This is a genomic window from Enterovibrio gelatinilyticus (assembly GCF_028683095.1).
In the GTDB taxonomy this organism is placed as follows: domain Bacteria; phylum Pseudomonadota; class Gammaproteobacteria; order Enterobacterales; family Vibrionaceae; genus Enterovibrio; species Enterovibrio gelatinilyticus.
The window spans coordinates 122,264-134,880 of sequence record NZ_JAJUBC010000009.1 but is presented as its reverse complement, the minus strand read 5'-3'; the positions used below and the strand labels follow the sequence as shown (position 1 = coordinate 134,880).

General features: G+C 47.5%; 12 protein-coding genes. 8 read left to right on the top strand and 4 right to left on the bottom strand.

Annotated features, from left to right (window positions below; all coding sequences use genetic code 11):
• Positions 1 to 75 precede the first annotated feature (75 nt).
• From LRP50_RS09845 to LRP50_RS09815, 7 genes are all read left to right on the top strand, one after another.
• Positions 76 to 477: a nuclear transport factor 2 family protein gene (locus tag LRP50_RS09845; RefSeq protein WP_274164329.1), complete on the top strand. Its 402-nt coding sequence runs from the start codon at positions 76 to 78 to the stop codon at positions 475 to 477.
• A 41-nt stretch (positions 478 to 518) separates the two neighbouring features.
• Entirely contained in the window at positions 519 to 1,970 is a 1,452-nt protein-coding gene (locus LRP50_RS09840; RefSeq protein WP_274164291.1) for an NAD(P)/FAD-dependent oxidoreductase, read from the top strand.
• 219 nt (positions 1,971 to 2,189) lie between these two features.
• Positions 2,190 to 3,188 carry a TRAP transporter substrate-binding protein gene (locus LRP50_RS09835; RefSeq protein ID WP_274164290.1) on the top strand — a complete coding sequence of 333 codons (999 nt, stop codon included), beginning with the start codon at positions 2,190 to 2,192 and terminating at the stop codon, positions 3,186 to 3,188.
• 84 nt (positions 3,189 to 3,272) lie between these two features.
• Positions 3,273 to 3,818 carry a TRAP transporter small permease gene (locus LRP50_RS09830; protein ID WP_274164289.1) on the top strand — a complete coding sequence of 182 codons (546 nt, stop codon included), beginning with the start codon at positions 3,273 to 3,275 and terminating at the stop codon, positions 3,816 to 3,818.
• A 45-nt stretch (positions 3,819 to 3,863) separates the two neighbouring features.
• Positions 3,864 to 5,204 carry a TRAP transporter large permease gene (locus tag LRP50_RS09825; protein WP_274164288.1) on the top strand — a complete coding sequence of 447 codons (1,341 nt, stop codon included), beginning with the start codon at positions 3,864 to 3,866 and terminating at the stop codon, positions 5,202 to 5,204.
• A 91-nt stretch (positions 5,205 to 5,295) separates the two neighbouring features.
• Complete coding sequence (gene pta / locus LRP50_RS09820) at positions 5,296 to 6,327, top strand: phosphate acetyltransferase (protein ID WP_274164287.1); 1,032 nt, start codon at positions 5,296 to 5,298, stop codon at positions 6,325 to 6,327.
• Entirely contained in the window at positions 6,324 to 7,121 is a 798-nt protein-coding gene (locus LRP50_RS09815) for an FRG domain-containing protein (protein WP_274164286.1), read from the top strand. The genes pta and LRP50_RS09815 overlap by 4 nt, the downstream gene beginning before the upstream one ends.
• A gap of 239 nt (positions 7,122 to 7,360) precedes the next feature.
• Here the strand turns inward: LRP50_RS09815 and ompV are convergent, their stop codons facing one another.
• The 3 genes from ompV to LRP50_RS09800 all read right to left on the bottom strand — a co-directional run bounded on the left by ompV (position 7,361) and on the right by LRP50_RS09800 (position 10,289).
• On the bottom strand, positions 7,361 to 8,137 hold the full coding sequence (gene ompV / locus LRP50_RS09810) for an outer membrane protein OmpV (RefSeq protein ID WP_274164285.1): 777 nt from the start codon (positions 8,135 to 8,137) through the stop codon (positions 7,361 to 7,363).
• 104 nt (positions 8,138 to 8,241) lie between these two features.
• Positions 8,242 to 9,546 carry an ATP-binding protein gene (locus LRP50_RS09805; RefSeq protein WP_274164284.1) on the bottom strand — a complete coding sequence of 435 codons (1,305 nt, stop codon included), beginning with the start codon at positions 9,544 to 9,546 and terminating at the stop codon, positions 8,242 to 8,244.
• A gap of 2 nt (positions 9,547 to 9,548) precedes the next feature.
• A complete protein-coding gene (locus tag LRP50_RS09800; RefSeq protein WP_274164283.1) occupies positions 9,549 to 10,289 on the bottom strand; it encodes a response regulator in 741 nt (246 codons plus the stop codon).
• A gap of 129 nt (positions 10,290 to 10,418) precedes the next feature.
• On the opposite strand from LRP50_RS09800, the gene LRP50_RS09795 reads away from it, so the two are divergent.
• On the top strand, positions 10,419 to 10,664 hold the full coding sequence (locus LRP50_RS09795) for a DNA alkylation repair protein (RefSeq protein WP_420791217.1): 246 nt from the start codon (positions 10,419 to 10,421) through the stop codon (positions 10,662 to 10,664).
• Positions 10,665 to 10,808: 144 nt separating this feature from the next.
• Here the strand turns inward: LRP50_RS09795 and katB are convergent, their stop codons facing one another.
• Positions 10,809 to 12,269: a catalase KatB gene (gene katB / locus LRP50_RS09790; RefSeq protein ID WP_274164282.1), complete on the bottom strand. Its 1,461-nt coding sequence runs from the start codon at positions 12,267 to 12,269 to the stop codon at positions 10,809 to 10,811.
• Positions 12,270 to 12,617: the final 348 nt, after the last annotated feature.

Below are 12,617 nucleotides of genomic sequence, written 5' to 3'. Positions count from 1 at the left end.
AGATTTCAAATATAACAAGGTTCAGCTTAAAGCGCTGACCGCGGATGAAAAAGGAGTTTTAACGTGAACAATTCTATGACTCAGCCAAACCCTGATTCCATCACCACCGACTTTTTGGATGCATTTTCGAAAGCGTGGAATGACCATGATGTTGAAGCACTAATGACATTTATGACGGATGACTGTGTTTTTCTTACGGCCGCCGGTAGTGAACTGCAAGGCACCACTATTTCGGGGTTTGATGCCGTCCGCGATGCATTCGAACAAGTGTGGAAAACCTTTCCTGATGTGTGTTGGAAAGATGCAGAGCACACGATTTTGTCCGGGGACAAAGCCATCACTGAGTCTACTTTTTGCGCGACAAAACCAGATGGCAGCCGGATAGAAGCGCGTATGGTGGATGTGTTTACTCTCCATGGCGGCAAGATTGCAGTGAAAAATGCCTTCCGCAAAGACAGACCTGCCTTAGTGGTTTGATTGTTGTTGGGATTCTTTAGCAATTGATATCGGAGCAAGCAATGGAATCAGCCACTCAAGAGATATCTGGTGTCGAAAATGAGCTCTCCCGTTCCCCGACTCCAGCAACTGATGCTTATGACCCAGCCTACGATCCCCTTGTGGATACGACGCCGGGCAAGGGTAGGGATTATTCTCCTTCATATTGGATTGGTACGGCAGGTACGCCGCCGGAAGACGATGGCCCGCTCCCCGGTGATACTGATGCCGATGTGGTGATCGTCGGTTCGGGGTTTACCGGACTGACCGCAGCTATTTTTCTGGCAGAAAACTATGGCATTAAAGCGACTGTTTTAGAGGCGAACCGCACCAGTTGGGGATGTAGCACCAGAAATGGCGGACAGGCTCAATGCGCTTCTGGCCGGTTAAAGCGCTCACAGTGGATTGAGCGATGGGGGTTAGATACGGCGCTTCGCATGCATCAAGAGTGTGTAGATGGCATGGAAACGTTCAAATCGCTGATCAAAGACATCGATTGTGATCCCCAGCCGGGCGGACATCTCTATATTGCCCACCGTACGAAGGTGATGCCAAGACTAGTAAAAGAGGCTCAACTGCTTCGTAAAACGTTTAATTATGATGCTCAAATCTTTGATGCCCAGACGGTCAAAGAGCAATACGTCAACGATGTGGAAGCTGCAGGGGCGTTGCATGAACCTGAGGGGATTGGCATACATGCGGGAAAACTGGCCTTTGGTTATTTGAAAAAGGCACGTGCGTTAGGCGTGAAAGTGCACCCCGCCAGTCCAGTTACCGGGTGGGAGACACGAAAGGGCATCCACTACCTGCAAACACCGCATGGCACGGTAAAAGCGCAAAGCGTAGGGATTGCAACGGGGGGCTATACCTCTCAATCCCTGCATCCTCAGCTGAAAAACCGTCTGTTGCCCATACTGTCGAATTCCATGGTCACCCGGCCTTTAACACCGTCAGAAATAGAGGCGTGCAATTTCAGAACAACGCAGATCATCACAGACACTCGTATCCTTCGGCATTACTACCGGTTACTTCCGGATAACCGACTACAGATTGGCTCGCGTAGCGCCATTACCGGTTTCGAAGCGCCCAAGCAGAAGTACGAGAACAAGTTGTACGCGGATATGGTTCGAAAATTCCCCGCCTTGAAGGGTATCAGTATCGACTACTCATGGTGGGGCTGGGTTGATGTGAGCCATGACATGATGCCAAGAATCTTCCAGCCAAACGAATCCGAGACCCTCTATTACGCATTGGGTTATGGCGGCAATGGCGTGATGTACTCCGCGCAGGCGGGCAAGCGGCTAGCGCAGTGGATTGCGGGTGATACCAAAGATCTCAATCTTCCTATTTTCCAGTCAAAGTTACCTTATCCAAATGTGAGGGAGCTTGTTGAATCAGAACACTTCGCGCCGTTTCGACGGCTCGGGCAGCGATTCTTATACCGTTGGTATCACTTAAAAGACGAAGTGCTTTAGTGACATACGCAAATGCATTCGAATCGCAACTTGATAAGCGCTCGCTGCAGCGCACCTGCTTGATGGAGCCAAGCATGAAGCCAAACCCGCTGTAAACGGAGAATTCAGTTGGTTTGGGACAATAACACCGAAATCTAGCGCAACGTTTTGCCGCCTGCATTGGGTGGCTGGCACCCGAGGAAAGTCAGAACCAATACATTAATTAAAGAGGTTAAGAGCATGAAATTAATTCGTAGTAACGTCCTCGCTATTGTCACAGCTTTCAGCTTGGCGCTGACAGCCCCGCAGTTATACGCTCAAACATTTAAAATGGCGCTGGGTGATGGTGCTGGTGGTACACAGTGGGAATTGGGTAAAACGTTTGCTGAAAAACTTAGTGATAAAACGAATGGTAAAGCGAAGGTTGACCTTTTTCCCAATGGCCAATTAGGTACCGAGCAAGACACAGTTAACAATGCAGCTATCGGCTTGCTTGATTTCTCTGTATTAGCCATCAACAACGTGACGCCTTTTTCTCCAACCGTTGGCTTGTTGACGATGCCTTATGTGATTCAGTCAGCCGAAGAGGCGAGACTGCTGACACAAGGCGATATCGGCAAAGAGCTTGTGGAGAACACAATACGTGATGCAGGCGTCAGAATTATTGGTTGGGCTTATTCGGGTTTCCGCGTTCTCACTAACTCTAAACGGCCTGTCAAAACGCCTGAAGATCTAAAAGGTCTGGTGATCCGTGTTCCCCGCAATGAAATCATGATTGCTTCCTATCAGGCGCTGGGTATTAACCCTACACCCATGGCGTGGTCAGAAACCTTTACCGGCCTTCAACAAGGTGTGGTCGACGGTCAGGATAACCCTTACATCACTATTTCTGCTATGAAATTCAATGAAGTACAGAAGTATGTAACCAATATCCGTTATATCTTCTCGATGGAGCCTCTTATCATCAGTGAGTCGGTCTTCCAGGACCAATCACCTGAAATGCAAAAGGCGATTTTGGAAGCTGGTCAGGAATCCACGGTGCATAGCTTTGAGTTTCTTCAAAATACGGAAGATCGTATCAAGAATGAGTTGGTAGCAAAAGGCATGGAAATCGTCGAGCCGGCTAATAACGAAAAGGAATGGATTGAGAGCGTAACAACCGTTGTTTGGCCTAAGTTCTACAGCAGCATTGGTGGTAAAGAAAAACTGGATAACGCACTGAAACAGCTCGGTCGATAATGGAAATATCCGTCGGGCACGGAATGTGTCCGATGGGTTAATGATTGAACTCACCTTTGAAGCCTGAACGTTGAGAATAAGAGCATGTCGATAATGTTAACAGTGCGTCGTCACCTAAACAGAATTGAAGAATACATCTGCTGCTTGTTTCTAGCGGTGTTTGTCACGCTGTTGTTTACGCAGATTCTAGTACGACAGTTTTTTCAATACTCCATCCCTTGGGGAGATGAAGTCGCGACCTATTTGTTTGTTTGGTTTACCTATTTAGGTGCTGTTGTTGCAGCGAAAATGTCTGCTCATAACCGAGTCTCTTTTCACTTTAGCTACTTTCCACCCATTGTGAAAACCGTCTGCGAGACGATCGCCGATCTGCTCTGGATTGCCTTCAATCTGTATTTTGTTTACCTGAGTTATGACTTTGTTTTCAACAAGATGAACTTGTTTTGGAAGTCTCAAACCACCGGTATCCCAATGAAGTATATCTACATGATTCTACCCATCGCGTTTTTACTGATGTCGATACGGATTCTATGGAATGTTATCGATCGTTTGAAAGGTATTGAACATGATGACCCAGAGGCAGAAGAGATCCGCAAGCTCAGCGAAGAAAAGATGGATAGTCCCAAGTAGCCATAGGCTCGGCGGTAACAAGATAGTGATAAGGGATTTGAACTTATGGAAGCTTATTTAACACTCATCTTATTTGGTGGTTTTTTAGTTCTGCTGGTGCTTGGTGCACCCATCACCGTTTCATTAGCCGGCGCGTCGATGGCAGCCTACCTGATTTTGGACAAAAACCCTATCGCACTGGTGCAAATCGCATTCACGTCTGTAGGGAACTTTCCACTGATGGCTCTGCCATCTTTTGTCTTGGCGGGAGCCTTGATGGAAGCGTCCGGTATATCACGCCGATTGGTCGATATTGCAGAAAACATGGCAGGTCCGGTGACTGGCGGGCTGGGAGCAGCAACGGTTTTTGCCTGTCTTTTCTTCGGCGCTATTTCCGGCTCAGGGCCAGCGACCACGGCAGCAGTGGGGATGTTGATGATACCTGCAATGGTAAAACGCGAATATGAAGCGAGCTACGCGTCAGCGGTGACAGCCGCAAGCGGCGGCTTGGGGATAATCATTCCTCCGTCCATTCCTATTGTCATTTTCGGTATCTCCGCGATGGGGTTGATGGCACCGCCAGAAGCGATATCCCTGCATGGCGAGTTCGATACTGTCTCCATTCCTAAGTTGTTTATTGCAGGTGTTATTCCCGGACTAATTATGGCAACAACCCTGATATTGACTAACTACTACATATCAAAACGTCGAGGCTACAAAGGGTTGATGGAATCCTGGTCTCTTCCTGATATCAACCACTCGCTGCGTCGAGGTGTATGGTCCATCCTCGCGCCATTTCTGATATTGGGTGGCATCTATAGTGGTATTTTTACGCCAACTGAGTCGGCTGTGGTCGCGATTTTCTACTCGTTGTTTGTGGGGTTCTTTTTACATAAAGAACTGGAATTTAAGAATGTGCTTAAGTCTTTGACCACCACAACATGGATAACTGGCCGGGTTCTGTTGATTCTCTTCGCTGCCACGGTTTTTGGGCGTCTTCTTATCGAACAGCGAATTCCGGTTCATGTGGCTGATTCGCTATTGAGTGTGACTGACAACATGTATCTGGTTTGGGCCTTGACCATCATGCTACTGCTTTTTATTGGCATGTTTATGGAAACCCTGGCGGCCATCATGATCATTGTGCCCGTTCTACTGCCCATCATGTACATGCTGGGTGCAGATCCCACGCACGTTGGCATCGTAGTGATATGTACTTTGTCGATAGGATTTGCGACGCCGCCACTGGGAGAGAACATTTTTGTTGCGTCCGGTATCGGGGGAGCGAGTGTCGAGCAAATTACCTCAAAAATTCATCCCTTCGTTCTTGCCTCGGTGCTTGGTGTGTTTGTTATTGCCTTCTTCCCACAACTCACCCTATGGCTTCCTTCGCTAGTGGGGCCATAAAGAAGGGGCACATTGACATAAGCATTGTATAGAGATGTCTGGGCGTATGGATATTGGGGTTTGAAAAGTGATGTTAAGAGAGCTGTAAGCGATGAAAGCTTTAAACAATATTATTGAGAAAGCGAAGACGTTGGATTCAAAAATTGTGTTGTGTGAAGGCGATGATAAACGGATTCTCATCGCCGCCGCTCAGGCTCAACAAGGTGGAATTGCAAAGGTCGTTCTGGTCGGTGAAAGAGAGAAACTACAACTGGCCGCTGACGAGGCTAACGTTCAACTTGACGACTTTGAAGTCATTGAACCCCATTCTAGCCCACTCACCGCTTCGTTGTCTGAGCTGTATCTTACCCTTCGGGCAAAGAAAGGTGTGACGCCACAGCAAGCGTTGCAGGAAACGCTTAAGCCACTCAATTTTGCCAACCTCATGGTAGCCAAAGGGCTCGCTGACGGCTCAGTCGCTGGGGCAGTGCACACGACGAAAGATGTCGTTCGCAGCGCAATACAAATCATTGGATTGGATGGAACCAGCACGATTGTGTCGAGCTTCTTTCTCATGATGCTGTGCCAACCATTCCATACCATGAAAGGAGGATTGATTTTTTCAGACTGTGGGCTGGTGATTGACCCCTCTGATGAAGAACTGGCGAGCATTGCTATTGCAGCAGCGAAGAATGCAGAAACCTTACTTATGGAAAAACCGAAAGTCGCCATGTTGTCTTTTTCAACCAGCGGCAGTGCGCAGCACGAATCGGTCAGCAAGGTCGTCAGGGCTTCTCAACGGGTAAAGCAGCAGTTGCCGGACATTGCTATCGATGAGGATATCCAATTGGATGCGGCGATTGTCGCGGATATCGCGAAGAAGAAACTGCCTAACTCCAACGTGAAAGGGAAATCTAACGTCCTCATTTTCCCAAGTCTAGAGGCGGGCAATATTTGCTACAAGCTGGCAGAGCGTGTCGGAGGAGCGGTTGCAATCGGCCCTTTGTTGCAAGGCTTGGCAAAACCAGCGAACGACTTATCAAGGGGCTGCAGCGTGGATGACATTGTTAACGTTATCGCGGTGACGGTCGTGCAAAAAGAGCTAAACAACTCAGTTGGCTACTCCAATGCGAGGGAATTATGAATCAGTTTAACTATATAGACTCACTATCTGCTTTTACGGCAGCGATTGAAGAGACTTCCGGCTCAAACGAAACAACGCTATTCAGAGGGCAGCCAAATATCCGCTGCAAATTGCTCCCCCAAGTGGCGCGCGGTCACACTAAAACCGCCGAAACAGAGGCCAAGATGCTCGCACATATCGCCAAGTATGGTTGCGACTATATCGATGTTGATAACCCTTCTACATGCCACCTGCTTATGAAAGCGCATAACGCGGGCTTGGAAACCCGTTTGTTGGACTGGACGATTAACCCTTATGAAGCGCTATGGTACGCCTGCCATAGCTCAGGCTCTCAGCCTCTTGTCTATGTGTTGAACACAGAAGATATTCCCCAGTTGGATATGGACGATGACCCCTTTGCGATTACACAAACACACATCATGCCTGTATACGGGAAAGCAGCAGACAAAAACAAAAGGCTAACTGTGCACGCCTCCACGCTTGTTCAGGGGCGCCCTCAATTCACTGCATTGGAGGAGGAAGAAGGAATGGCTGTCGCGTTGACTAAGCTCCCGATCATGCCAGACCTCAAAGTTAAGATTATTCAAGAGCTTAATGAGTTCGGCATCAATGAACATTCGATATACAACAACCTGTTCGGGCTTTGTCGCCACGTGAACTTAATGTACGACAATAATCCATTCGGTTGGATGCCGATGGATAACCGTTCTGCTGGCGCTGAGATGCAGGGCGAGGCAGCTGAGAATTTGCAGCAATTTGAGCAAAAGTACGTGTCCGATTTCGACTTTGATTGATGGGCAATACTGGGCCTTCTAAATGGGTTCCATACGAGTAGAAGCCCAACCAATGAAGAGTTTGTGATTGGTTCGCCAGCAGGAGAGTTTGCTAAGTAAGACGCGAACACCGATTTGAACTAGAAAAAGCCGCCGATGGAAGTCAGCGGCTTTTTTGTGCAAGTTGCCCCGTCCTAAATGAGGTCGGCATTTTTGCAACCAGAAACAGGAACTATGTTGCCGTCAGGCTTTTCCAAATTTTAGAAGTGATAGGCGATGGTTGCTCCAACCAGCCACTGGTTAGCGCTGTCAACAATAGGAGAGTCAGCAACGTCGCTGCCTAAACGTGTGTATAGCGTTGACTGTGTTAGGTTCCAGTTTTCACTGAGAGGGTAAATGAGCTTGTACCCTAACTCATAAGCCACACTGCTATCGCCTGTGTAGGCTGGGCGATTGGCTCGTGCTTCGTTTGGATTGACACCAAAGTAGTAGTCGACAAAATCTTTACTTTGCAGCATCACGCCGGCGAATGAGACCAAATCAGCATTACCGATGGTGACAATGTCAAAGTATCTTGCGCCGGCTATATATCCTTTATAGGCGCCCGACACATCGTGTTGGAAGTAGGTCGAAATCACGCCTGTCCCGAGTCTAAAGTCGACGTTTAAGCCGAGGTCGACACTTAAGTCTCGGTCATCCATGCCTTTTAGAAAGTCAGAGGTGTCATGGTCATATGCTATCCCGGGGCTGGTCAATAGGACTCCAACGTTTACCCGATCACTGTCTGTACCGTATACGCGATAGTTCGCGCCACTAAAGTCGACGTTAAAGTCTTCACCGTGGTAGCCAAAATTCAACACAGGAACAACTGAATCATCCTGTTCCTTGTAGAGGTCGCTGATGCCACCAATGCCTGCCTCCGCTATCCATGTGTTTTGTTTGGTGTATATATTGCCGTTCAATATATACGTGTCGCCCGCAGCCTGAACAGCAGAGGCTGCGGCAAGCGTTGAGAATAAAACTGCAATGTTTTTCATGATTCTGTCCTTGTTTGTGCGTCTAATGAACACCGTACAAAATCAATCAGACTGACAAAAGGATCAGTGTGTCATCAGTTGGTGATTACTTTGTGCTTACTTTGTCACTGATTGTCAGTGTCATGGTTTGGAATGGTAAGAACGAGTTTGGCACCGCCCGTGGAACCCTCTTCGAAGGTCGCCTTACCGTCATGTTTCTCAATGATCAGTTTAACGATTGCCAGCCCCAATCCGTGTCCCATGTTTGATTTGTTTCTTGAGGGGTCAATGCTAAAAAAGGGTTCAAAAAGGCGTTCTCGAAATTGTTCTGGAATACCGGGGCCATCGTCTTCGATGGTGATCTTAATGATTTGGGCATGCTGAGAACAACGCACTATCACGCTTGATACTGAGTAGCGCAGGGCATTGACTAGCACGTTTTCAATTGCTCGCTTTAGCAAGGTTTTGTCAGCCCAAAACGAGATGTCATGGTCAATCTTTGCGTCTATTTGGCGATTTTGAGGGTTAGGTAGGCGCTCAACCAAATGCGCTATAAATGGCTGGGCCGGAATATCCTCTTTGTTGATTGGTACGTCCTGACGACCCACTTTCGCGAAATACAGCAGTGCGTCGACCAACTGCTCCATCTCTTCTGTGTCTTCGATAATGCTCGCGAGTTTTTGTTTTAGCGCGGGTGACGTGGCCTCTTCATGAAGAATTTCTGCTTGCCACTGAATGCGAAAAATCGGTGTTCGAAGGTCATGGGCGACGGCCTGGGTGAGAGAGCGATTGCTGGTAATGAGTTGGGATATTTTTTCCGCCATTTCATTAAAGCTTTCGTTCATTTTTCCCACTCTGCTACCGCTGTTGGTGGGTGCTCGAACGTTTAAGTTACCCTTGGCGAATTCTGCGGTTACGTGTTGCAGGGCGCGTGTTCTGCGACCGATAAACCAGATAAGCCAGCTTGAGTAAATTAAGAAACCGAACGCAGTGAAAACAAAAAACAGTGAATCACTAAATTCAATTTTTTGTCTGACTAGGTTTGTGTCATCGGGGGCAATATGAAAGAAAGTGTCCGAGTGAGCAAAGGTGAGCCAAAGTGCCCGATTGTCGTCATAAAAGGAATAAGGGTGAGGCGGTGGATCCTGTGCGAAGTAGTTTTGTACCTCTTTAGGCGCAACATCTGTAGCCACAATATTCAAAGTACTGGCGGTGGATTCGGCATAGTTGGCAAGCAGTTGCGCAGTAAACTCGCTGCCCTGCGGTTCAGACAAGGTACTGAGGACATGGTGAAGTGCTGCAGCCTGCATGTCCTCCAATATATAGTCATAATCCGGATTGAGCTGGTATACAAAGTAGTCAAAAGCAAACAGACTGACAATAAAGAGAAAAAACAGTCCGATAAATGATTCAATATAAATTCGCCACATAGTTAAACGTTGTCTTGAAAGTCGTGCCAAGCATCAGGCACAAAAAGGTAGCCTTTTCCCCTCACGGTAATGATGCGACACGGAGAGGAGGGGTTGTCTCCGAGTTTTTTGCGCAAACTGACCACTTTGTTGTCAACGGTGCGATCCAGTCCATCGTATTCAATGCCTCTCACCGCAAGGGTGAGAGTGTCTCTGGATAACACCTTATCCGCTGATTCAGCAAGCAACCATAAAAGGTCAAACTCACTGTCTGATAAGGGGATATGCTTCTCTGCCAAGGCACATCGTTTACGAGATTTATTCAGTGTTAAGCTGCCATAAACCAAAGTGTTGAGTGCGATTGATGGCGAGTGTTCTGCTGTTTGGGTTTGCGTGTCTGTTCGACGTATCAACGCGCGCAACCGAGCCAGTAACACTCTCGGCTTTATCGGCTTGGTAACAAAGTCATCCGCGCCGATTTCGAGTGCAGCCACATGGTCAAAATCATCATCACTGGCTGTTAACATGAGTACTTTGCCAGAAAAGTGCGGGCGGATCTGTCGGCAGATTGTCAGGCCATCGATATCAGGCAACATGAGGTCCAACATCACGATGTCGGGTTGCTCCGATAAAATAGCTGCAATTGCTGTTTCTCCTTGATCAAATGCCTGAACATCGAAGTCTTGTTCCCTGAAATAAGAGGACAGGAGCTGACGAAGCTTATCATCATCTTCAACAATAAAAAGACGGGGAGTAGGTGTCATTTGACGTCCTTAATGCGCATGTAAACAATATGATCTATAAACTGTTTTAGCACAGCCTCAGCCATAAAGGGGTTATGAATTTTGAATGAGTAAACCGAAAGTGTTGGCAGGCCTGCGGGAGTTCACTGCATTGCTGTAAACAAAGGGCGATATAGCGGCCTTGAACCACATAATATTGCCGATTTACTGCTTGAAGATGCGCATCATTTGGTACAAAAAGCCTATGGTTGGATGCTCAACGTGTTGTCGCAAAAAGAGCCACAACCAGTTGTGGAATATTTGATAAAAAACCATGCTCGAATGCCAAGAACGGCCTTTCGTTATGCGTTGGAAAAACTGGACAAGGGCACCCGCATGAAGCTTATGTCACTCTAGGTTAATTACTATTTCAACAATCAACAATCAACAATCAACAATACGGCAGTAATGGAATTAGGCGATTTTGGGTGAAAGAAAAAGGGACAACGTTTTTGTTGTCCCTTTTTTGTGTTGCTTAGAAAATCTAAAACACGTCGCGTTCTACAAGCCCAACGTGTTCGCGATGCGTTGACCGTAGTCTGCATCGGCGTTGCAGAAGTGCTCGGTCATTTTGCGTTGAACATCTTCAGAAGCTTGAGACAGCGAACCACAGATAGTCTCAATCAGACGCGCTTTTTCATCTTCGCTGAACAAGCGGTACAGGTTACCTGCTTGTGCAAAGTCGTCTTGATTGTAGCGACTGTAACGGTCTGCTTCGCCGTCTAAACGCATTGGTGGTTCTTTAAATTCAATGGCTTCAACCAAATCATCTTGTTGGTTAGGGCCAAAGTTTGGTGACACATTTTGACCTGTCTGATGACCAGAGTAAGGGCATTGCGTGCCTGCCATCGCGCCAGCACGTTGGTAATGATTTGCCTGTGTGGCATGCGGGCAGTTTACGGGTAGGTGGTTGTAGTTTGCACCTAAACGGTAACGCTGTGCATCCGCGTACGCGAACAGACGCGCTTGCAGCATCTTGTCTGGAGACGCACCAACACCTGGAACCAAGTTGCTTGGCGCTAACGCCACTTGCTCAACTTCAGCGAAGTAGTTCTCTGGTAAACGGTTAAGTTCTAACTCACCGATTTCAATCAATGGGTAGTCGCTGTGCGGCCATACCTTTGTCAGATCGAACGGGTTGATGTGATAGGTGTTCGCATCCGCTTCCGGCATGATTTGAACGTTCACGCTCCAACGCGGGAAGTGACCGTCTTGAATAGCTAAAACCAAATCACGCTGGCTTGAATCTGGGTCAATACCGCGCAGAATCGCGGCTTGATCATTGGTCAAGTTCACTACGCCTTGTTGGCTCTTGAAGTGGAACTTCACCCAAAAGCGCTCACCTTTGTTGTTCCAAAGAGAGTAGGTGTGTGAACCATAGCCGTGCATTTGACGATAGTTAGCTGGAATGCCGCGATCAGACATCAACACCGTCACTTGGTGCATACATTCTGGGTTTAACGACCAGAATTCCCACATGGCCTGAGCATCTTTCAGGTTGGTATGTGGGTTGCGTTTTTGAGTGTGGATGAAATCTGGGAATTTAATACCGTCACGCAGGAAAAACGTTGGCGTGTTGTTGCCGACGATATCGTGGTTACCACGTTGGGTGTAAAAACGAAGGCCAAAACCGCGAGGGTCTCGCTCTGCGTCCGCCGAGCCCATTTCGCCACCCACCGTTGAAAAGCGAACGAACGTTTCTGTTTGTTTGCCTTCGCCGTTGAAATGATCAGCCAGTGTGAATTCAGCCAGATCACGGGTCAGCGTGAATGTACCGTATGCACCAGTGCCTTTGGCGTGAACAATACGCTCTGGAATTCGCTCGCGGTTAAAATGCGCTAGCTTCTCGATAAGATGCCAATCTTGCAACAATACTGGGCCGCGCTCTCCGGCGGTCAGTGAGTTTTGATCATCGGCAACAGGTGCGCCATTCTGGCTGGTGAGGTAACGTGTATTGTCCATTTCTTTCCCTAAACATGTTCATGCTCGATGCACAAACAAGAATCAATATCATTCCAGTATGGAGAGTTATAAACGAATATTGGTTATTAATATTGATTTAAATCATATTAATAGTGATAGATGTTATCTGGGTGATTTTTTATTGGGGGATATGTTGGATCTGCGTACAGATGTTGTATGGGGTTTTAGCGTATGGGCGGACTGGAAAACCTAACAGAGTATTCAATCTGACTCGATGAAACCTTGGTAACGCTTCCATGTTTCAACCTGGTTCATTATGGTAACCTTGGGTCAGGTGCTAACCTGTGTACTTTAAGTGACCTGTATGTCTGACAAGAGAATTTAATC

Excerpts from the sequence above, each read along its gene's own strand:
- LRP50_RS09830 (WP_274164289.1), top strand. The coding sequence starts at position 3,273 with ATGTCGATAATGTTAACAGTGCGTCGTCACCTAAACAGAATTGAAGAA.
- LRP50_RS09805 (WP_274164284.1), bottom strand. The coding sequence starts at position 9,546 with ATGTGGCGAATTTATATTGAATCATTTATCGGACTGTTTTTTCTCTTT.
- LRP50_RS09815 (WP_274164286.1), top strand. The coding sequence starts at position 6,324 with ATGAATCAGTTTAACTATATAGACTCACTATCTGCTTTTACGGCAGCG.
- pta (WP_274164287.1), top strand. The coding sequence starts at position 5,296 with ATGAAAGCTTTAAACAATATTATTGAGAAAGCGAAGACGTTGGATTCA.
- katB (WP_274164282.1), bottom strand. The coding sequence starts at position 12,269 with ATGGACAATACACGTTACCTCACCAGCCAGAATGGCGCACCTGTTGCC.
- ompV (WP_274164285.1), bottom strand. The coding sequence starts at position 8,137 with ATGAAAAACATTGCAGTTTTATTCTCAACGCTTGCCGCAGCCTCTGCT.
- LRP50_RS09825 (WP_274164288.1), top strand. The coding sequence starts at position 3,864 with ATGGAAGCTTATTTAACACTCATCTTATTTGGTGGTTTTTTAGTTCTG.
- LRP50_RS09840 (WP_274164291.1), top strand. The coding sequence starts at position 519 with ATGGAATCAGCCACTCAAGAGATATCTGGTGTCGAAAATGAGCTCTCC.
- LRP50_RS09800 (WP_274164283.1), bottom strand. The coding sequence starts at position 10,289 with ATGACACCTACTCCCCGTCTTTTTATTGTTGAAGATGATGATAAGCTT.
- LRP50_RS09845 (WP_274164329.1), top strand. The coding sequence starts at position 76 with ATGACTCAGCCAAACCCTGATTCCATCACCACCGACTTTTTGGATGCA.
- LRP50_RS09835 (WP_274164290.1), top strand. The coding sequence starts at position 2,190 with ATGAAATTAATTCGTAGTAACGTCCTCGCTATTGTCACAGCTTTCAGC.